Source organism: Paenibacillus sp. 3LSP, assembly GCF_032465655.1.
Classification (GTDB): domain Bacteria; phylum Bacillota; class Bacilli; order Paenibacillales; family Paenibacillaceae; genus Fontibacillus; species Fontibacillus barengoltzii.
The window spans coordinates 13,500-33,451 of record NZ_JAWDJI010000030.1 but is presented as its reverse complement, the minus strand read 5'-3'; the positions used below and the strand labels follow the sequence as shown (position 1 = coordinate 33,451).

Below are 19,952 nucleotides of genomic sequence, written 5' to 3'. Positions count from 1 at the left end.
GCAAGGGCCCGGCGAACCGCCCGGTGCACCTTCCGTTCCAGCGGCTCGTTTGCAGCTCCCGGCGCATATACCGTCTCCACCGGGAACATGCGTCCCCGGCTTTGCACTACTGGCGCACCATCCAGCATCTCGGCGATCGGCCGAGCGTCCAATGTCGCCGACATCACAAGCAGCCGCAGGTCGTCACGAAGCAGCTGGCGGCTTTGCCAAGCCAGAGCGAGACCCAGATCAGCATGCAGACTGCGCTCATGAAATTCGTCGAAAATGACCAGGCCTGTCCCGATTAAGGCCGGGTCCTGCTGCAGCATTCGCGTCAAAATCCCTTCGGTGACGACCGTGATCCGCGTGTTCGCCGACACTCGGCTGTCATCCCGCATACGGTAGCCCACCGTCTCACCCACCGCTTCACCAAGCTGGGACGCCATATAGACAGCCGCAGCCCGTGCTGCCAAACGCCGCGGCTCCAGCAGCAAAATCCGCTGTCCCCCAAGCCAAGGTTCGCTTAGGAGCGACAGCGGAACACGCGTCGTTTTGCCTGCCCCGGGCTCCGCCAGCAGCACGGCAGTTCCCGCTTGGTCAAGCGCTTGTTGCAGCTCAGGGATGACTTCATCAATAGGCAAAGGAAGCTTTGTCATGATTCTCTCCTTACGGGTTACACTATGAGAACATTTTACCATACGGTGCTAAGAAACGAAGGGATCGGAGGAAAAACGATTGCTAAAGCTGCTCGTCCTTTTACTGCTGATCGTACTTACCGCATTGTTTGTCATCATTGAAGCATCACTGCGTGCGTTACACCCGCGGACCATCGAAGCTTGGGCGCGGGAAGGCCGACGTGGAGCGTCCGCACTTCGCGCCCTGTCGCAACGGATCGATCAGGCGTTGTCAGCCTGCCAACTGGCCATTACGGTGAACTCCCTGACTCTGGGATGGCTGGGCCAGCCAATTGTTCGCAGCCTGCTTGCGCCGATCTTTGTTCGGCTGCCCTTATCGGAGTCCGTAGAAACCTTTTTCTCTTTTCTTATCGCGTTCGTGTCGATTACCTACCTGCATGTTGTGCTTGGCGGATTAGTTCCGCAGGTGCTGGCAGCCCAACGGGGCGAAGCCATCATCCTGGCATTTGCCCGGCCGCTCTTGGTATTGAGCACCCTGCTATCCCCGTTCCTCTGGCTGCTCAACCGTTCCTCCGGCCGCATCGTAGCATGGCTTGGCCTGAAACCTGCGGCGGACTGGGACGACGCGCACAGCGAGGAGGAGCTTCGGATGTTGCTGAGCGAAAGCCTGGCCAGCGGCCGGATTAACAAGAGCGAGTACCGCTTCATGAACCGAATTTTCGCCTTTGATGATCTGCTCGCCAAAGATATCATGGTTCCGAGAACCGATATGGTCTGCTTGGATGCAGCTAAATCCCGCGAGGAGAACCTGAGAATGATTCGACAGGAGCAATACACCCGATTTCCTGTCATTCGTGGAAATAAAGATAATATTATCGGGGTGATAAATACAAAAGCGTTGTTCCTGGCTCCCGAGGATCAGGCCGATGTCCCTTTGGCTTCCCTCGTGCGTCCTGTGATGACCGTCTCGGAAAATATCCCCCTTCCGGCCCTGCTGACCAAGATGCAGAAGGAACGTTCGCATATGGCCGTGCTGATTGACGAATACGGCGGTACAAGCGGGATGGTGACCATCGAGGACATTCTGGAAGAAATCGTCGGCGACATCCGCGATGAATTCGATGCGGAGGAAGAGCAGGAAATTACCGAGGTCGCGGCGAATCACCTCATTGTTGACGGCAAAGTTTCCGTATCGCTGATTAACGAGTTGCTGGACGCCGATTTGGAGGAAGACGAGGCGGATACGATCGGCGGTTGGATCTATGGGCATAACCTGGACATCGAAGAAGGAACCCAGTTGGTCTATGGAGACTTGCAATTTACGGTCCTCGAGCGCGAAGACAGCCGGATCCGGAAAATCGAAATCCAAAGGCTGGACACGCCTCATATGGACAGTGCTTATACATCAGAGGGCGGTGACGAAGCCCGGAACGCTCAAGAGCCCGAAGCAGGCTTATAATACGTAAAAGTGAACAATCGAGGAAGTGAAGCATCATGAAACGCGGACGATTTGCACCTACGCCATCCGGCGACATGCACCTGGGTAACGCGAAAATCGCACTGCTCTCCTGGTTGCAAATGCGCGCAGCGGGAGGAACCTTCGTGCTGCGCATTGAAGATATCGACACCCAACGCTCCAAGCCGGCGATCACGGAACGGATTCTCGCCGATCTTCGCTGGTTGGGGTTAGACTGGGATGAAGGACCGGGCGCCTCGGAGGCGTCCGGTCCTTACCTGCAAAGCGAACGGACCGAGCTTTATGAGGAGGCGCTGGCCAAGCTGGACGCCGCTGGCCGGCTATACCCTTGCTTCTGCAGCCGGGCGGAGCTGCTCGCGGTGGCTGGGGCACCGCACGGCTTGTCCTCAGAAGGGGCTCCCTATCCCGGCACTTGCCGCGCCTTAAGCCCGGAGGAGCAGCAACGCCGAGCGCAGCACAAAGATCCGTCACTCCGCTTTGCAATTGGTCCGGAGGAAATTCGCTTCGTCGACGGGATCGCCGGGCCGCAGGTCTTCCCGCCGGGCAGCGGCGGGGATTTTGTCGTGCGTCGGGCCGATCATATGTATTCTTATCAACTGGCGGTGACTGTAGATGATGCCCTGATGGGGATCACCGATGTGCTGCGCGGTGACGACTTGCTCGACTCCACGCCCCGCCAGCTCCATCTCTATGCTGCGTTAGATTTGACACCGCCGAAGTTCGCTCACGCCCCGCTTATCCTTGGCGAGGACGGACGGCGGTTGGCCAAACGCCATGGCGACTTGGGGCTTCCCGCACTGCGCGCCGCCGGGACGAAGCCGGAGACGGTCATCGGCTGGCTTGCCTACATCAGCGGCTTAATCGAGCGCCCGGAAGCTGTAAAGGCCAACGAGTTGATTCCCAGCTTCCGAATGGACCGGATCTCGCGGGAGCCGTTTGTGTTAACTGAAGCCATGATACAGAAGCTGATGAGTGACACAGCTACTGCCTAGCTTACGCCCTAACTGGTGCGAGCCCTCTGTTCTGTCCCCCTTCTCAGCTTCCCTCACACTGGTATTCTAGTGTTCAGCAGACTCCAGCTTCCTATTCCAGCTTCCGGCGGATGGCTTCTTCATACTGCCGGAACGCCGGATTCGCTGATAAACCGCGCTCGCTCATGAGTAGATTAAGCCGCAGCTGCTGCTCCGTCAGCCGCTTCTTTAATGTCTGCTTCTCCGGCCCGTCCTCGCAGGCGGCAAGCAAATCGGCCAGCCGGACCATCTCCTGCTGCAGTTGAACTTCTTCGGGAACATACCCCGCATTTTTCATCAGCTTATAGGCCATTCGCAAATCCTCGGGAACCCCGGATAAGTCCTCCACCTTCAGCGGCTTACCTTTCCCGGGCAAATGATCAAACTCCCCGCGGGCCATCGCTTCTGCAATCTTCTGTTCCGCTAACCAGGACAGCATCTCCATCCCTCCTCAAGCTTTATCCTTCCAGTATCATACCACAGCTTCATCGGGATTCATTTACAGATGCCCATCTGATATCTTCAAAAAAAAAACGCCTCCGCGTTTGCGAAAGCGTTCATCTCATTGGCTCGTTTCACTCTAGGTGAAACATTATAGCAACGACTCCGCCCCATCGATCACAATTCGGGCTCCGGTAATATGGATGGACTCGTCCGAAGCCAAAAAGGCAACGAGATCCGCCACATTCTCTGGTTGGCCCGGGCCGTCCGCCAAGGGCTGTGAGCCCTTTGGATATTTAACCGGAATAACGATCTCCTGAAGCTCCTTGGTCTTCTCGGTTGAAGCATCGATGTTGGTAGCGATGGCGCCGGGGCTGATCGCATTTACGCGAATTTTGAATTGGGCCAGCTCCAAGGCCAGCATTTTCGCAAAAGCTACTTGTCCCGCTTTCGTCGTACTATAAGCCGACATCCCGAAGCCGGAGAATTTATCATTGCCGTTAATGGAACTGGTAATGATAATACTGCCGCCGCCCCGTTGTTTTAAGTAAGGAACGGTATATTTCACGGTCAGGAACGTGCCCGTCAAATTGATGCTCAGCGTCTTCTCCCAATCCTCGAAGCTCAGATCCTCGACGGGCGCCAGCTTGCCGTTGATGCCGGCATTCGCGAAGACGATGTCGATGCCGCCAAATTGCTCAGCAGCTTCGCGCACCGCCTGTTCGACCCGCGCCGGGTCCGCCACGTCGACATCAAACGCACGGGCCGCCCCCTCATGCATCGCATTGATCTCTCGCGCCGTCTGCTCCGTGCGTTCATCCAACAGATCGAACAGCGCAACCTTCGCCCCTTCGCTGGCCAGCTTCACCGCAGCCGCCTTGCCGATCCCGGAACCGGCTCCGGTGATAATCGCCGTTTTACCCTGGAACCGTTCGCGGTTCGTCGTCTGATTGCTTGTCATGGCTTCACACTCCTGAAGATGAAATGGGTTCATTCAGCGAAACTGATTACCTGCCACTATCCAGATTGCCCATTTCGGAGTGTTTTTTAGTCAAGGATGGCTGGTTTGGACCATGAAAAAACTTGGGTTCTCTCATCTCCCCCTCACTCCGCGTTATGCGGCTTACGAAACCACTTCAGCAAGATCTTCTGAAATTGCTGGCGGGGTGTAGGCGTCGCGATCATCCAATCCTCTTCGTCCTTTGCGCTGCATCGGATCAACCAATTGAACTGCGTATTGTTCATAAACTGCATTTGCTGAATCTCCCAGCGTCCGCCGCAATTCGCATAGAACCGGATATCCCCTTGCGCGAGTGGAGATTTCATACATTTGGCTAAGGCGATACTGCCTTCTTCATCATTCGTCATGTCTGCCAGGAGGGTGGCCAAGCGGTTCAGATCCAGCTCCCGGGCTTGACATAGCGCTGCGTCAAATTGTTTTCTGGACATCATTAAGGCGGGAAGCTCCCCCGGTGTACGCGAGTTCCACTTCATCCGACCGGCTAACAAAACGCTAAGTTGTTTCCCTTCGATGATTCGTTCTACGTATAAGCGGTTGAATTTCCCAGGCAGCCGTCTGAATCGGATAATCTGGTTGCCGGTGATATGCAGATATTCCTCAAAGGTTTGCTTTCCGCAAGTAAAGGATAGCCGGCAAGCCTTGACGGCCGCAGATGCGGCGGTCAGGTCGTCTAAGACGTGCTGCGGCAAGCTGATCCGAGCTCCTTGGGCTGTCCCCAACACCTCATCCTTGCTGTTTAGCGTCTCACGCGTGCCTTCAGCGTCAGAATCTAGCATCTCCTGCAAAAAAACGTGAAAGGGATGCTCTGGATCCTGCCACGTTTGAATTCCTAACCGCTCTATCAAATTTAGCCATTCTTTCGCTTGAAGCGTCACATTTTCCTTGCGGGAGGAATCTGTCATCAATTCTTCCACCTCCTACAGATTGGGCCTCGCTTCCGATGCTTGACCTAACAGCCGGTATGATCTCGGCGTGTCCTTATCCCGCTTCCGATGCAGTAATCATACCACTATTCAAATTGCCTGTGCTCGGAATTTTTTACCAATCTATTACAATGTACCCATAAAAATAGGAGGTGAAGCACAATTTTTCATAGAGCATGAAACTTTTTGATCTGCCTATCCGTAATACTGATGTAAGCGTGCCAAACCGAGACTTCCGTCCTGTTTCGTTCGCTGTCATTAAACATTAATCGAAATATCATCTTTTTTTAAGCTTTTCTTAAGTTTTTCGATCTACAATGTTTAATATGAAACCACTGTATAGAGGTGATTCTAATGAAAATCCTAATTAACTTCCAAAATAATCTGGTTCCCGTTTATTTCAATGTCGATAGCAAGCAACCTGTGCAGCGTACTTTGAAGTTGCTGACGAGCGCGCTCGAATACAAATACTATAACGGCAAGCAAGCTTTGAAGAAGTGCTTGAACTCCTTAATCAGCATTGAAATCGAAGGCTCTGAAGCAATTCTCCACAGCAAGAGCGAATATGATTCGCTTGCGCTCTCGCTCTATTAATCTAGTTCTCGTTGCGACCGTTTCGTTGAAGAAAGGCTCCGTACCTTAGCAGCTTGCTGATGGTACGGAGCCTTTCTTTTCAAAATCGACATTCTTCTTATGTTCTGTTTCGTTCCGACTACCCTCGCATCTTGGTACCTTCGCTTTCGGTCAAGCGGCGGTTTCCAAAGAGGGACTTGAATCGAAGCGTCATGGCCGTTACGGCTAAGATGGCCCCGTTCAGGACAAACACCACCGGAATGGAGATCCAGGACCCTAACGCCCCGCCGGCAATTGGTCCGAACATATTGCCAAGCTGAGCCGCGGATTGATTCAAGCTGAAAGCGCGGCCGCGGAAATCCGGTTTGGTCGACTGTACGATCAACGCGTTTAATGCCGGGAACACGGCAGCGAAGAACAAACCGTACACGAAGCGCAGAATTCCGAACCCCACCAACGAATGAAAGAAATGCTGCAAGATGTTGCCGACCCCGCCGCCGATCAATCCGATCATTAACGTGTTGTGGTAACCGATTCGCTGGCCAACTTTGCCCCAGAATGGTGCAGCGATAATTGTAGAAATACCTACCGCCGAAAAAATAATGCCCGAACTGAGTGAAGCATCGGAAGCCGAGGCGCCTAAATCCAACACATACAGCGAAAGCAACGGCTCAAGCACCATCACGGAAGAGGTGACGATCAGCACGACAAGCAGCTTGCCCATCAGCGGACGGTTAGCCGTCGCCTCCTTGAGATCATCCAGCACATGCGAACGCTCCCGGTTGCGGTCGAAGTTCTGTTCCTTTACGAAGATCAAGGCGATCAGAGCTGACACCAATACAACGGCACCTGACGCCAGAAACGCCTCTCGATAACCGATGAATTTGCTGAGGGAACCGCCCACCAGAGGTCCGATAATCCCTCCGGCTGCTCCGGCTGTCGACATCACTCCCAGCGAATAGCCAACATGCTTCTCCGGCGTATTGGTTGCAACCAGTGCAATCGCAGAAGGCACATATCCGGCCAAGAGCCCGGACAAGATGCGGACAGCGATCAACTGATAAGGATCTCGAACAAAGAAGTAAAGAACATACACCGCACTCAGCGCAAAGCCGGATCGCAGCAGCATCGGCTTCCGGCCGTACTTATCCGATAACGAGCCCCAATAGGGAGAGATCAACGCGCCGGCCAAAAACGTCACCCCAAATGCAATCCCCGACCAGAGAGTGAGATGCGTTGTTACTCCAAGATCATGAGCAATAAACAGAGACATGAATGGAATGACCATGGAGTACGCGGTGCTGCAAAAAAATACACCAAGCCACAGCACGTACAGATTTCTTTTCCAGGGGAAATCCACTTCATCCACCCCCAGCGTTGTTATTCCCAACCCTGGAACTAACCCGTTTTTTTATTCTAGCACAATTTGTTGCCAACTGTTCGAAAGATTTCGAAGTTTAGATTTTCGAGAGCAAGAGGTTCGAGATATAATGGAAGGTGGATGAGCTTTATTGTAATCATCTGTGTCCCATTCGGTAAGCGCTTACCAGGTTGTGATACCGAGATGGCATGAACATGAATCCAAAGGAGCTGGAGCATTTATGGCACTCTTTCAATGTCGTTTTTTCTCTGAAGTATTAGGACTAAGCACCTCCATGACGGTCATCCTGCCGGAACCTGCACAATCGCAAATCGGGATGTCCGCGCCGGCGATCGCCGGGCCTTATCCGACTCTCTACCTGCTGCACGGCATGTCGGACGATGACACAATCTGGCTGCGCCGCACCTCGATTGAACGTTATGTTTCGGGGATGGGGCTGGCCGTTGTAATGCCTCAGGTGGATTTGAGCTTCTATACAGATATGGCGTACGGCAACAACTATTGGACGTTCGTCAGCGAGGAGCTTCCCCGCCTCTGCCGGTCGTTCTTCCCGTTGTCCGAACGACGCGAGGACACCTTCGTTGCCGGGTTGTCGATGGGTGGTTACGGCGCCTTTAAGCTGGCATTGCGCAAGCCGGAGATGTTCTCTTATGCCGCCAGCCTGTCAGGGGCGCTGGATATCGCAAATCGCCGCCATGATCTCCCCCTGTTCCAGCGGATCTTCGGCGAATCCGGGCCTAAGGGCACGGACAACGATCTGCTGGCACTGCTGGACCCGCTCGCCAAGGCCATGCAGGAAGGAAAGCCGGTTCCTCAGCTGTACCAATGCTGCGGCACGGAAGATTTCCTGTACGAGGATAACCAAACGTTCCGCGATGCTTGCACCCGCGCCGGTCTGCCTCTCACCTATGAGGAAGGACCCGGTTCCCACGAGTGGGGCTATTGGGATGCGAAGATTCAGGACGTGTTGAAATGGCTGCCGCTTCAATCTAACAAAGCTTAAGCGAACAAGTAAACCTAGCCGGCTGGGTGTAAGCTTCTCAGCCGGCTAGGTTTTTGTCAGCCCTTCGGATGGGAGTCGCGCTCCACTACTCCCATTCGTTCACGAAGCGCCGCCGTTGCTCGCCTTTGCCGCGCGGCTCCCGACGGCTCGATTTCCCTGACGATGCGGCGCGTACAGAGCGCTGGCGGGTTTGCTCCTTGGCTGCCTGAAACTTCAGCTCCCGCTGCGTTTTCAGATAATTCTCGAACCGTTTGCGCTCCAGTTGACCGTTTTGCAATGCTTCCCTGACCGCGCAGCCCGCCTCGCGTTTGTGCTGGCAATCGCTGAAACGGCATTGCTTCACCAGTTCCTCAATCTCTCCAAACGCCTCAGACCATCCGCCATCATCGTCCCATAGCTGCAGCTCACGCATCCCCGGCGTATCGATCATCACAGCACCTTGCGGCAGCACAAACAGCTCACGATGCGTTGTGGTATGCCTTCCCCGGCTGTCATCTTCCCGGATCGCCTGAGTTTTCTGAACGTCTTTCCCTGCCATCCAGTTCAAGATCGTCGACTTCCCCGCGCCCGATGACCCGGTAAGAGCCACCGTCACTCCCGGCTTCAGCAAAGCATCCACTTGCTCCCGTCCCAGATCCTCCAAAGCGCTGACCGCAATCACGGGCACCCCTGGCGCTATCGATTCCGCTTCGACCACATAACGCTCCGGATCGTCGCATAAATCAGCTTTACTCAGCACAATGACTGGTGCAGCCCCGCTATTCCAAGCCATAATCAAATACCGCTCCAGCCGGCGCAAATTATAATCCAGGTTCAGCGCAGCCACCAGAAATAGCAGGTCGACATTGGCTGCAACGACTTGTTCCGTCGGCACCGACCCGGCGGCACGTCGCGAGATGCGGCTGGTGCGCGGAAGCACACCATGGATCACGGCATCTCCGCCGCTATCACTAAGGAAGCGCACGGCAACCCAGTCTCCAACCGCCGGAAACTCGCTCCGTTCACCTGATTCAAATTGAAGGCGACCGCTCATTTCTGCCCAACCTTCACCCCGCTCCGTTGCTACGCGATATTTGTAGCCATGGTCCGCGATGATCCGCCCCGGTGAGACCAGCTCTAACCCCATCTCGTGTAAAGCGTCCTCCCGCTCCGGGTTCCATCCAAGTTCATTTAAATTCAATCCAATTCCTCCAAGTCGATAAAATGGTTCATCTGAGTTCCGACACTGCCCCGTCTCCTTAGCCGCAAAAAAAAAAGACGCGGGATCCTCACCTCCCGCGTCTTCAGCCTGGGCACCTCGGCATGAAGCAACAACTACCCAGCGTCTCTTCTGAGGAGACGCTGTCCAGCAGTTCCATGCCTGTGCCCCATCTTCCCGCCGCCCCTATCGGGGAGTCGGCGGACGCAAAAAAGCCGCGGGACGTTCTAACGGTCCCGCGGCCTCACGCTGCCTGCTTCTTAATCCATCGATATTGATCATCGATTGGAAGTTACACGCAGCGCTTTATTTGTCCGCTAAGGAGACCGTATTTACACGAGTCACAAGTACATTCACCATAAATAACAGCCTCCTTCATCCTAATTTGTACTCATCATACGGGATCTTGGCAAGCTTTGTCAATCCATTTTTGTCCCGCATAACTCCTGGGTATATGGTTCCAATAACGCCGGGACTTCATCCAGCTCCTGAACCGTCCGCCATGGGGTCCCCCCTTCCAGCGACTCGTCCCATTCATGCTTGCGCTTCAGCCAAATGCCGCGAATCCCGGCCTGCGCCGCTCCCCAAATATCGTTGCGGGGATGATCGCCAACGATCACAGTCTCCTCCGCTTGTACCCCAAGCCGATCCAATGCCAACTGATAGATCCGAGGATCAGGCTTCTGGATGTCCACGTCCCCGGATACGATGATCGCATCAAAGTACGGACGCAGATGGATCAAATCGATTTTTTCGTGTTGCCGCTTGCTATGTCCGTTCGTGATAATCCCTAACCGGAGCTTCTGGTTACGGCAGTACCGCAGGGTCTCTTCCGCATAATCCATCGCTTTTGCATAGGTCATATAATGTTGGTTGTAGTAGGCTTTCAGTTCCTCCAAGCTCGTCTTATGACGCCAAGGCAACCAATCCAACAATTCCTGAAAAAAGCCTTCCTTCGGCCGATATCCATCGTTATCCCGTTCAATCATCTCCGCGATCAACGCTTCCCGCTGCGTCTCTTCCATTGGCACCAGGCACTCCTGCGTTAATTGAGCGGCGAAGCTGCGGAACATGTGATCTCGATCCATTAACGTATTATCCAGGTCAAACAGTATGGCTTTTAGCTGCAACCTTGTTCCCCACTTTCCCCCATATGTCTCTCTCTATTGTAAAACATCTGTCAAATAAATAGCGCACTTCCGGCTCACCAGAAATGCGCTTTTTCAGGTTTAGATCACTTGTTTAGGGCGATGGGTCAACAACATCTCCTGATCTGTCACGTACAGTGGGAACGGCGGCATCTCCTTCAAATAATGCTCTCGTATCAGTAGACGATAATCGACCTCCAACTGGCGAGAATCCTCCAGCACCGGCAGCTTGCCTCGTTCCTCCACATAATGATCTACTGCAGCCTGCACCATATCTAGATAATAAGGGATGTCACGCTCTTCTTCCGGAAAGATTTCATAGGTTTCTCTCGACAAGTAAAACCGTTGATCCGTCACACCGCCTAAATATCGTGACAGGCGTTTCATATCCAGACTTCCGTCTGGCAGCAGCAGCGACAACCGGTTGATTCTCTCCGGCATGTCAGCTTCATAACGCAGCACGGCGCGTCGAACTTCATCTAACGTAACCTTGATCGCCGTAGGAATTGTGACTTGTTTGGGCTTGCGTTTTTTAAACCAGGACAGCATGTTCGGCACCTCCTTCAACTTCAATCACCAAGGTAACCGCTTACACTATTAGTGTACTCCAATTCTCCTGCATTGAACCCCGTCCGCCAAAGATTTCATAGGATTGCCACATCCTTCCCACAACCTGCAGCGGATGGTTGGCAATTCTGCGTCATTTGCGGTAGGATGGAAGTGTTTTGAAAAATTCGTTTGAAGTGAATGTCTATGAGGAGGTTCCCATGCTGGATGTGATTATCATCGGAGCAGGGCCTTGCGGTCTATCGGCAGCCATCGAATGCCAGCGTCGCGGACTGCAGGTGCTTGTTCTAGAGAAACATTGTCTTGTCCATTCCATCTATTCTTATCCTACGTATATGCAGTTTTTCAGCACCGCTGAACTGCTGGAAATCGGAGATGTACCGTTTGCTTCGGCGAACGATAAACCTTACCGCCATGAGGCGCTGGCCTATTACCGCAAGGTTAGTGATCATTATAATGTGCCGGTGTTCGCTTATGAAGAAGCCACCGAAGTGGTGCGTCAGCCGGACGGCTCGTTTGTGGTTCGATCAGAGAAACGCGGCGGTGAGAAGGCGGAATACCAAGCCCGTTATGTCATTATCTCGACAGGTTATTTCGATCACCCCAATATTTTAGGAATTCCAGGAGAAAATACCGACAAGGTGACGCATTACTTCCAAGAGGCGCATCCGTACACCGGTACGAAAGTAACGATCATCGGCGGCAGCAACTCCGCAGTAGATGCTGCGCTGGAGCTGGTACGCGTGAACGCTGAGGTTACTGTCGTGTATCGCGGGGAGGACTTGTCCGGAAACATCAAGCCTTGGGTACGGCCGCTGTTCGAGAGTGCCGTCAACAAAGGCAAGGTTGCTTTGCGCCTGAAATCCCGGGTGATCGAAATCCTGCCTGACCGCGTAATTATCGAAGGACCTGACGGGACTACGTCGGAATTGGCTAATGATTTTGTCTTGGCGTTAACCGGGTTCCGGCCTGATCGTAAGCTATTGTTCTCCGCCGGAGTTGAAATGGCCGGTGATATGGAGAAGCCGGTGTTCAATCCGGAGACGATGGAAACGAACGTGCCCGGCCTTTACGTTGCGGGAGTTATCGCTTCCGGACGTAACGCCAACGAGGTGTTTATCGAAACCGGTCGCGGTCACGGGAAGCTGATCGCTGAGCATATCATAGGGGCGAGAACCTCAAGCAACGTATAAAATAATTGGTATTCACCGCAGGAGGTGGATCATGCAACAAATTGATGTAACGGCCCTTCTGCTGTTGTTACTAGCGGCATTGGGCATTTTCAGCAGCAACATGCCGATTACCGTGGCGATGATTGTATTGCTGCTGCTTCGCGTGCTGCATTTGCACACAACCTTCCCCTGGCTGGAGAAATACGGCCTGACGCTCGGAATCATCATCCTCACCATCGGCGTGATGACCCCGGTCGCCAGCGGCAAAATCTCCATCCAGACGCTATGGGCTTCCTTCTTCCACTGGAAGTCCCTGCTCGCCATCGGCGTCGGCATGCTGGTCGCCTGGCTCGGCGGCCGCGGCGCGACCTTGATGGGCAATCAGCCGACCGTCGTCGCCGGCTTGTTGATTGGCACCGTGCTGGGCGTCGCCTTCTTCCGGGGCGTCCCGGTCGGTCCGCTGATCGCCGCCGGCATCTTGTCGTTGGTGATTGGGAAGCTGTGAGAGGCATCAGCTGCAAAAAAGAAGGCTGAATTCTAAACGATTGTTTAGAGTTCAGCCTTTTTGTATGTCCGTATGCGCGGGGCCGGGTTCGCGAGTTAGGGAAGCGCGCTTGTACGGCCACGGTTCTGCGGAAACGCTGGTGCGCGGGTTGGCGGAGATAGTGCTGAAGTACTCTAACGGAACCAGATGACCTTATTCCGCTATTTCCCGGCGATTTCCCAGCCTAACGGAACCAGAAGACGTAATTGGCGCATATTGGGGATTATTTGAGGCGCTTTGCTGCGAATAACGTCCGTACGTTCCGTTAGAGAATGGGGATGGACCTTATTGGACTCAAATAAGGTCTTCTAGATCCGTTACACCATCCGCCAGCGAGCTTGACATCCTCTCTTATTCCCCCGAAACGATCTGCACCGCATTCTCTTTAATCTGATTCACCACATCCACAAGCTTCTTTTGTTTACATCCATCAAACAGCTTGATAAAGCTTTGCGGCTTATCAAACGGCGGTTTGGTCAGTTCGGCTACATTATCGATATAACCGTTCTGGACGATATAATCGATCACTTTTTTCACAAACACGATTTGAGCTTGCGTCAAGGATTGGTCATTAATAAACTCGGAAAACGCCTGATTGGCTGCCTCTACTTCCAATTTGGCTACTTTTCGTACAAGCAATCCAAACGGTGTATCCTTGAATTCCCGTTTATAATCTTCGGCGGTCCCCAGCTCCCCAGTGAATACTTTCTCCAGGCTCTCATAGTCCAGCGCAGTCAACGGGATATTATTCCGTAACTTATAGATCGCCACATTATCGCGGTTCAACTCGATATAACGGTTGACCTTGAGCTTGTAATCCTCAAAATCATACGCCGTGTACATCGCCGTCCCTTCCTGAACCATCAATACCTCATCCACCAGATTCGTATAGATCGGGTTACGCTTTCCACTTTCATCAACGGTATACTTGATCAGATCCCGTAGCTCTACACGAACCTTTTCGAAGGTCAATAGATCGGCCTCCTGCCAAAACTCCTCCGTCCCGATCCTTTGAATCAATGGCAACTGTTTCGTCACTTCCAGGATGGAAGCACGCCCGCACAATACGTCGCAAACATCGATCAATTGCTTCTTGCCACGGTTAAATTGCGGCGTCCCCTCGATCTGAGCCAGCATGAGTCCATACATCAAATTGTCGAATCGCTTGGCAAATTCGTCAGGATCGTCCATATAAACGAGCGGTGCTAAGTTCGCAATGAGATGATGCTTATCCTCGTCGGATAAATAAGTATAAGCCTGGTCCTCCTTAAACTTCTCCACGTGCTGACGTTGGAGTTGAACCGAAACCAGTTCCGGATTCAGTGCCCGAACTTGTCCGATGACAACGGTAATTAAGTCCAATCGAATCGCTTGATACGCTTCCCCCACAAAATCCGCATGTTGAAGCAAATGAATCAGCCGAACTCTTTTGGCAAAAATCGCCTCGGAAACACTCTGCGCTTCATTCCCGGGAAGTCCTTCCTTATGCTGGCGGAAAAACTCAAAGTTGCCAAGGTAGTCAAAAATGACGAAGCCAGTCTTATGCTGTCCGTCTCCAAACAGATTCGGACATAGCCGCGTCCCCCGTCCGATCATCTGCCAGAACTTCGTTTTTGAACGAATTCGTTTGAAGAAGACCAGATTCACGATCTGCGGCACATCGATCCCCGCATCCAGCATATCCACGGACACGGCAATATGCGGCTCTTTCCCCGGCATCTTAAAATCATCAATGAGTGACTGAGCGTAGCTGTCCTCAGAAATGATCCGCTTGGCAAATCCCCCACGGTATTGGGGATATAGCTTATTGAACCGTTCCACGATATATTCGGCATGCTTTTTATTTTGGGCAAAAATAATACTCTTCCCCAATCGGTCCCCGCCTGCAACCTTGATGCCTTTTGTCATTAAATCTTCAAGTACCGTGTCTACGGTGTTTTGATTGAAGATGAATTCATTCACCGCAGGTGACGGGATGTATTCCGGCATCTCCCCGTCTTCATCGGTGAAATCCTCCTCATACCGCGCCTGATCCTCCGGCGATAGCTCATCGTACGTGATGCCCTGTTCCAAGAACTTCGTCGTAATTTCGATGTTGTGATATGGCACCAGCACATGGTCGACCTCAACTGCTGTCTCATAAGGATAAGCGTAAGTTGGAACGCCATTTTCCATCTCGAAGAATTCATAAGTGTTACGGTCTACGTCCATCTTTGGCGTCGCGGTCAGACCTACGATCAACGCGTCAAAATATTCGAAAATCGCCCGATACTTCTTGAAGATACTCCGGTGAGCCTCATCAACGATAATCAGATCAAAATGGGCTGGAGTAAAGAGCCGCTTTCCGTCCTCACTTTTGGCTGTGTCAATCGCATTCAACATCGTCGGATACGTGGAGAAGACGATGCGGGCAGATTTATCATCTTTGTTGCTGAGCAGGTTGCAGAGAGACATATGCGGCAAGTAATTTTTAAAATCATCTTTCGCTTGTTTAACAAGAGCAGTACGATCCGCCAAAAACAAGACGTTCGTCACATAGCCGCCTCGGGAGAGCACATCCGTTAAACTCGATGCCGTACGCGTCTTGCCCGTACCGGTTGCCATCACGAGTAAAGCTCGGCGGTGTCCACTACCTATACTTTCGCATACCGCACGGATGGCTTCCTTCTGGTAATACCGGTCGGTAATCCGATCATCGATCACGATCTCATCCAACTTCTTGCGTTCGGTGCGGCGGTTCATCAGCTTTTGCAAGTCAGCCTTAGAGAATATCCCGCTCACCTTACGTTGCGGCGATGTTAAATCGTCCCACAGGTAAGTTTCAAACCCATTGGTTGTGAACATCATCGGCCGGCGTCCCGTCATGTTCTCCAAGCAATCGGCGTACAGCTTGGCTTGATGTGTGCCTTTTTTCGGATCGATGGAAGTTCGTTTCGCCTCAATAACAGCCAGAGGCAGACCATCTTTTCCATAAAGTACGTAGTCAGCAAACCCTTTGCCTTCATCGTTAGGCATTCCTTCGAGCTCAACTTCCTCCCGTACATCATCACCAAACGTCCAGCCGAGCAGCTTCAAATCGACATCGATATATTTTTTGCGAGTAAGGAACTCGGAAATGTCAACCGGTCTAAAGTGGCGTTCTTCTTGATGATCCTTCTTACCGGCAGTCAACCGGTCGCTCATGGCGGCGATTTGCGCGCGGAGCGCTTCGATTTCAGAGTTTTTTTGCTCGATCAGGCTGTCCTTTTCCTTGATCTTGGCTTCGTCCAGAACGACCTTTCCTGTGGGGACTCGCTTCTCATCAAACGAACGCTCCTCGTAGTTGGCGCCATAACAATAATCTAGCCATTGAACAAATTCAAATAAGGCCGAAAGCGATAATATCGATTCACTACGGCTGATCGATTTCTCCGTATGTACCGCTAGGTTCCCCAATTTTACGATGAAAGGCAGTTTGCCCCAGGTCTGGTGGTCCATCGCATAGCGGAACGTCGGTTCATGGATGAGCGATTGCAAATTATCTTTATAAGGCATATGAATCGTGTTATCCGCCGAATAGACCCATTTGACAGCCAGTTCCAATGCTTTGCGGCTCCCGATCGCAGCCATCGCCGGCGATGTCCCCAGTACTCGCTCAGCCTCCAGGCAAGCGTCCGCAAACAGCTGATATTCCTGTTGTCCCTGCAGAAATTCAAAATTTGCCGGCATCTGGTCACCTTACCTTTGGTTCTTTTTCTAGTTTCCGAATCAAGCGTGATATGGTATGATAACGTTAGAATTGGATTAAATTAGGAATGACCGCGGATGCGGTAACATCCACGGTCATGCAACAGATTGCCTCAAAGGCGGTCGGCGTGTTGGTTAGAGGTAGACCCCGGGTCCAACAAACTCAAGGGGGTCTACTTCTTTTTATCGAAGGACAGCAGCGCGATCACAAAGACTGCAAAAGCAATCATCAAGCTTAACGCCTCATACACTGTCATGGCATCACCTCCTTATACGGAGATGAGCCAACCACCCTTGAGCGCCGTATTCTATTGCTCTTTCATTTTACCATGAAACTACCAAACATGAGTATCCTTTCCTATCGCTTTCGGCCTACTCTATAACTTAAAAAGATCTGATAAACGTTCTCCACCATTGTTATCCCAATCTTTTAGTCCTCGAAATACTCGGCCATCAAGCTGTCGAACAAGGTCTGTGTCTCCTCAATCGCCTTTTTGACCAGGGCTTTTTGCTCCTCGATCTTCGCCACGATGGTGGCGAATTGGTTTTGGAGGTGGAGGGGGGGGAGAGGGACTGATAATTCTAGTAGCTGCTGCTTAGTAATAGCTTCCCTAGTTGCTCCCCCGGCACCAGCTATTGATAGCAATTGTTTCTGATAACTTTCGGTTGTGAACATGTTAGAAATATATTCTGAGTTTGCTATATCTTGATTGAGCCTAATAATTGATACATGTTGATTTACTCTAGCTGGAAGGACATCATCCGGGACGATGCAAGATCGAGCCACAGAAGCACCTGTAATATTTATCAATACATCTTTTTTCTCTACAATAACACTATTTAATTGATTTGCTTGTTCGTCATTAATATAAGCTAATTGTTCATATTTAAAAATACCATTATGAACATTCATACTGCGTATTAAACTAATGCCATTACTCTGATAACTTTCCTTACCACCTTTAGGTGTTGCACCAGAGCCTACTTTAGTAGTTATATTGATTAAGTTATCTACTCTCCAGCCTTTATCATTTAAAATCGGATCCCCAAACATCTCATAAAACACTGATTTGATCAGACTATCCAACTCTGCAAGCTGCTGTTTACGCATAGCAAGAAGCTCCGCAGCGGTGTCTAGGGTTTTGGCGATTTGTTTTTGTGTATCTTTTGGAGGGAATGGCAACTCAACTTGTTTTACTATCGTGGAGTTTAAGTTGTTTACTACTCCTCCTACAGCTAAACTTTTGAATTTTTCATAAATTGATTTGCTACTAAGCACATAATACAGAAATTCTTTATGATAGAAATTGTTTTTATCTCTTAGTAATAACCAACCGTCATGAATGCAACCGTCTGTTTTTAGGATATAAGGTCTACCAAAACTCATTGAATTTGACAGAAGAAAATCTCCAGGTTGAACATATCTTGATTTTTTCATCCCCGATGTAATTATCTTTTGCTTCGTTTCAGTAATATACTTACTATCAGGAGATGCATCCCCAATTTTAATCCAATTTATACCATTCGGATCCTCTGTTATGAACTTCTCTATTGGTCTTGGCGAACCACCACGTTCAACGTCACACACATCCCCCAACTTCACCTTCTCCCACTTACTCACCAATAAGCCCCCTCAACTCTTCCATCTTGGATGCAATATCGATGCTCAGTTCGTCAAGACGGGTCATAATGACCGCTGGCGGGTCATAGACCACCTTCTCGTACACGACTTCTTTGTAGCGATTGATCGACAAGTCATAGTCGTTGGCGGCGATGGCAGACTTGTCCACCAGGAAACTTTGCTCGGTTGGTTTGCGGTCCTGCTCGGCGTCGAGATTATGGAAACGCGCCAAAATATCGGGAATGTCGTTGGCTTCAATCGGCGAACGTTTGTCGTCCAGCGAGTACCCATCGGCCTTCATGTCATAGAACCATACTTTATCCGTGCCGCCGGCTCCGGTTTTGGTAAAGATCAGTACGGCGGTGCTGACGCCAGCGTAAGGTTTAAATACACCGCTTGGCATGGAAATGACCGCTTGCAGTTGGTGGTTCTCGACCAGCTCTTTGCGAAGTGATTTATGCGCTTTGGTCGAACCGAACAACACGCCATCCGGCACAATACAAGCACAGCGTCCACCCTTGCGCAGAAGACGCAAGAACAAAGCGACGAATAGCAACTCCGTCTTTTTCGTATCGCAGACCGTTTTTAAATTATTGTTAATGCTTTCAGTGTCAACGGTTCCGGTAAAAGGCGGATTCGCCAGAATGATGTCGTAAGCCGATGAGATCGCATTTTGCTTGGACACACTGTCTACATACTCAATGTGAGGTTGGATAATGGAATGCAGCATCAGGTTCATCGCTGACAATCGCAGCATCGTGCGGTCTGTATCAAACCCCGTGAACATTTCTCCGGCAAAATGCTCCCATTGCTCACTTGTCATCTCGGCCTCGTACTTTTCGCGAATATACTCTGCAGACGAGACAAGAAAACCGGCTGTACCACAAGCAGGATCACAGATTTTATCATTTGGTGTCGGGGCTAACAAGCGTACCATCATGTCACGAATATGCTTTGGCGTACGGAATTGGCCGTTTTGGCCGGATGTTGACAGCTTGCCCAACATATACTCGTAGAGGTCCCCTTGCATATCAAGGTCTTTGATATCATACTCGTAAAGTTCATCCAAGCCGGTAATGATTTTTTGCAACACTTGCGGGGTAGGAATCAGGAACATCGCATCCTGCATATAGCGTGAAAATGCCGACGAGTCCTCCCCATTCAACGTTTTGATAAATGGAAACACTTTGGTGCCGACGATATCATAAATGATGCGTGCATCCATGGTCTTAAACTTGCTCCAACGCATCAACTGTCCTTCTTCATCTTGCGGAAAAATTTTCGGCATCGGTTGGCCGCTGATCGCTTCGAAGCTTTCGTTCTCCAATTCCTTCTCATCCAAGGAACGAATAAACATTAAATACGTCAATTGCTCAATGACCGTGATTGGATTGGTAATACCACCAGCCCATAGATCGGTCCAAATTTTATCTACTTTATTGCGAACTTCCCCTGTTAGCATGATGTTAGCTCCTATCTGTGTATGTTCCTGTTATGCGCAAACTCTATCAGAATAGTTCTATCATACCAGAA

Annotated in this window: 18 protein-coding genes; 6 read left to right on the top strand and 12 right to left on the bottom strand. The window is 51.3% G+C overall.

The annotated features are described in order from the left end of the window. A partial coding sequence (locus tag RW092_RS01725) for a DEAD/DEAH box helicase (RefSeq protein WP_316009344.1) occupies positions 1–635 on the bottom strand: 635 nt, incomplete at its 3' end. A 79-nt stretch (positions 636–714) separates the two neighbouring features. Here RW092_RS01725 and RW092_RS01720 point away from each other — a divergent pair. Both RW092_RS01720 and gluQRS read left to right on the top strand, forming a co-directional pair. Further along, positions 715–2,073 (top strand): hemolysin family protein, encoded by a 1,359-nt coding sequence (locus RW092_RS01720; RefSeq protein ID WP_036700194.1) that lies wholly within the window; start codon positions 715–717, stop codon positions 2,071–2,073. A 35-nt stretch (positions 2,074–2,108) separates the two neighbouring features. After that, complete coding sequence (gene gluQRS, locus RW092_RS01715; RefSeq protein ID WP_085169446.1) at positions 2,109–3,083, top strand: tRNA glutamyl-Q(34) synthetase GluQRS; 975 nt, start codon at positions 2,109–2,111, stop codon at positions 3,081–3,083. A 91-nt stretch (positions 3,084–3,174) separates the two neighbouring features. Here gluQRS and RW092_RS01710 read toward each other — a convergent pair whose 3' ends face one another. From RW092_RS01710 to RW092_RS01700, 3 genes are all read right to left on the bottom strand, one after another. After that, positions 3,175–3,546, bottom strand: a complete 372-nt coding sequence (locus RW092_RS01710) for a DnaJ family domain-containing protein (RefSeq protein ID WP_028538957.1) — start codon at positions 3,544–3,546, stop codon at positions 3,175–3,177. 147 nt (positions 3,547–3,693) lie between these two features. Continuing rightward, a complete protein-coding gene (locus tag RW092_RS01705) occupies positions 3,694–4,503 on the bottom strand; it encodes an SDR family oxidoreductase (protein WP_028538958.1) in 810 nt (269 codons plus the stop codon). A 143-nt stretch (positions 4,504–4,646) separates the two neighbouring features. Further along, the gene (locus RW092_RS01700; protein WP_028538959.1) at positions 4,647–5,465 is read right to left on the bottom strand and encodes a hypothetical protein; all 819 of its coding nucleotides are present in this window, start codon (positions 5,463–5,465) and stop codon (positions 4,647–4,649) included. Between the two features lie 375 nt (positions 5,466–5,840). Here RW092_RS01700 and RW092_RS01695 point away from each other — a divergent pair, with 375 nt between their 5' ends. Next, positions 5,841–6,080 carry a hypothetical protein gene (locus tag RW092_RS01695; RefSeq protein ID WP_016312336.1) on the top strand — a complete coding sequence of 80 codons (240 nt, stop codon included), beginning with the start codon at positions 5,841–5,843 and terminating at the stop codon, positions 6,078–6,080. 118 nt (positions 6,081–6,198) lie between these two features. On the opposite strand, the gene RW092_RS01690 is transcribed toward RW092_RS01695, so the two are convergent. Next, a complete protein-coding gene (locus RW092_RS01690) occupies positions 6,199–7,419 on the bottom strand; it encodes an MFS transporter (RefSeq protein WP_016312337.1) in 1,221 nt (406 codons plus the stop codon). A gap of 241 nt (positions 7,420–7,660) precedes the next feature. Here RW092_RS01690 and RW092_RS01685 point away from each other — a divergent pair, with 241 nt between their 5' ends. Next, positions 7,661–8,443 carry an alpha/beta hydrolase gene (locus tag RW092_RS01685; RefSeq protein WP_016312338.1) on the top strand — a complete coding sequence of 261 codons (783 nt, stop codon included), beginning with the start codon at positions 7,661–7,663 and terminating at the stop codon, positions 8,441–8,443. 85 nt (positions 8,444–8,528) lie between these two features. On the opposite strand, the gene rsgA is transcribed toward RW092_RS01685, so the two are convergent. From rsgA to RW092_RS01670, 3 genes are all read right to left on the bottom strand, one after another. After that, positions 8,529–9,623 carry a ribosome small subunit-dependent GTPase A gene (rsgA, locus tag RW092_RS01680; protein WP_316009343.1) on the bottom strand — a complete coding sequence of 365 codons (1,095 nt, stop codon included), beginning with the start codon at positions 9,621–9,623 and terminating at the stop codon, positions 8,529–8,531. Between the two features lie 437 nt (positions 9,624–10,060). Then, positions 10,061–10,771, bottom strand: a complete 711-nt coding sequence (locus RW092_RS01675; protein ID WP_016312340.1) for an HAD family hydrolase — start codon at positions 10,769–10,771, stop codon at positions 10,061–10,063. Positions 10,772–10,870: 99 nt separating this feature from the next. Next, positions 10,871–11,338, bottom strand: coding sequence for a DUF3939 domain-containing protein (locus RW092_RS01670; RefSeq protein ID WP_316009342.1), 468 nt, complete (start codon positions 11,336–11,338; stop codon positions 10,871–10,873). Positions 11,339–11,556: 218 nt separating this feature from the next. On the opposite strand from RW092_RS01670, the gene RW092_RS01665 reads away from it, so the two are divergent. After that, the gene (locus tag RW092_RS01665) at positions 11,557–12,549 is read left to right on the top strand and encodes a YpdA family putative bacillithiol disulfide reductase (RefSeq protein WP_016312342.1); all 993 of its coding nucleotides are present in this window, start codon (positions 11,557–11,559) and stop codon (positions 12,547–12,549) included. A gap of 31 nt (positions 12,550–12,580) precedes the next feature. Continuing rightward, positions 12,581–13,033, top strand: a complete 453-nt coding sequence (locus RW092_RS01660; protein ID WP_016312343.1) for a DUF441 domain-containing protein — start codon at positions 12,581–12,583, stop codon at positions 13,031–13,033. A gap of 390 nt (positions 13,034–13,423) precedes the next feature. Here RW092_RS01660 and RW092_RS01655 read toward each other — a convergent pair whose 3' ends face one another. The 4 genes from RW092_RS01655 to RW092_RS01645 all read right to left on the bottom strand — a co-directional run bounded on the left by RW092_RS01655 (position 13,424) and on the right by RW092_RS01645 (position 19,881). After that, complete coding sequence (locus RW092_RS01655) at positions 13,424–16,780, bottom strand: DEAD/DEAH box helicase family protein (RefSeq protein ID WP_316009341.1); 3,357 nt, start codon at positions 16,778–16,780, stop codon at positions 13,424–13,426. A 191-nt stretch (positions 16,781–16,971) separates the two neighbouring features. Further along, positions 16,972–17,055, bottom strand: coding sequence for a putative holin-like toxin (locus tag RW092_RS23740; protein WP_410055498.1), 84 nt, complete (start codon positions 17,053–17,055; stop codon positions 16,972–16,974). A 173-nt stretch (positions 17,056–17,228) separates the two neighbouring features. After that, the gene (locus tag RW092_RS01650; RefSeq protein WP_164744153.1) at positions 17,229–18,419 is read right to left on the bottom strand and encodes a restriction endonuclease subunit S; all 1,191 of its coding nucleotides are present in this window, start codon (positions 18,417–18,419) and stop codon (positions 17,229–17,231) included. Continuing rightward, a complete protein-coding gene (locus RW092_RS01645) occupies positions 18,412–19,881 on the bottom strand; it encodes a type I restriction-modification system subunit M (protein ID WP_316009340.1) in 1,470 nt (489 codons plus the stop codon). The genes RW092_RS01650 and RW092_RS01645 overlap by 8 nt, the downstream gene beginning before the upstream one ends. Between the last annotated feature and the right edge of the window lie 71 nt (positions 19,882–19,952).

What these genes read in the sequence shown, in the direction of transcription:
- RW092_RS01700 (WP_028538959.1), bottom strand. Translation starts at nt 5,465, where the DNA reads ATGACAGATTCCTCCCGCAAGGAAAATGTGACGCTTCAAGCGAAAGAA.
- RW092_RS01660 (WP_016312343.1), top strand. Translation starts at nt 12,581, where the DNA reads ATGCAACAAATTGATGTAACGGCCCTTCTGCTGTTGTTACTAGCGGCA.
- RW092_RS01695 (WP_016312336.1), top strand. Translation starts at nt 5,841, where the DNA reads ATGAAAATCCTAATTAACTTCCAAAATAATCTGGTTCCCGTTTATTTC.
- RW092_RS01710 (WP_028538957.1), bottom strand. Translation starts at nt 3,546, where the DNA reads ATGGAGATGCTGTCCTGGTTAGCGGAACAGAAGATTGCAGAAGCGATG.
- RW092_RS23740 (WP_410055498.1), bottom strand. Translation starts at nt 17,055, where the DNA reads ATGACAGTGTATGAGGCGTTAAGCTTGATGATTGCTTTTGCAGTCTTT.
- RW092_RS01645 (WP_316009340.1), bottom strand. Translation starts at nt 19,881, where the DNA reads ATGCTAACAGGGGAAGTTCGCAATAAAGTAGATAAAATTTGGACCGAT.
- gluQRS (WP_085169446.1), top strand. Translation starts at nt 2,109, where the DNA reads ATGAAACGCGGACGATTTGCACCTACGCCATCCGGCGACATGCACCTG.
- RW092_RS01665 (WP_016312342.1), top strand. Translation starts at nt 11,557, where the DNA reads ATGCTGGATGTGATTATCATCGGAGCAGGGCCTTGCGGTCTATCGGCA.
- RW092_RS01670 (WP_316009342.1), bottom strand. Translation starts at nt 11,338, where the DNA reads ATGCTGTCCTGGTTTAAAAAACGCAAGCCCAAACAAGTCACAATTCCT.
- RW092_RS01685 (WP_016312338.1), top strand. Translation starts at nt 7,661, where the DNA reads ATGGCACTCTTTCAATGTCGTTTTTTCTCTGAAGTATTAGGACTAAGC.
- RW092_RS01705 (WP_028538958.1), bottom strand. Translation starts at nt 4,503, where the DNA reads ATGACAAGCAATCAGACGACGAACCGCGAACGGTTCCAGGGTAAAACG.
- RW092_RS01655 (WP_316009341.1), bottom strand. Translation starts at nt 16,780, where the DNA reads ATGCCGGCAAATTTTGAATTTCTGCAGGGACAACAGGAATATCAGCTG.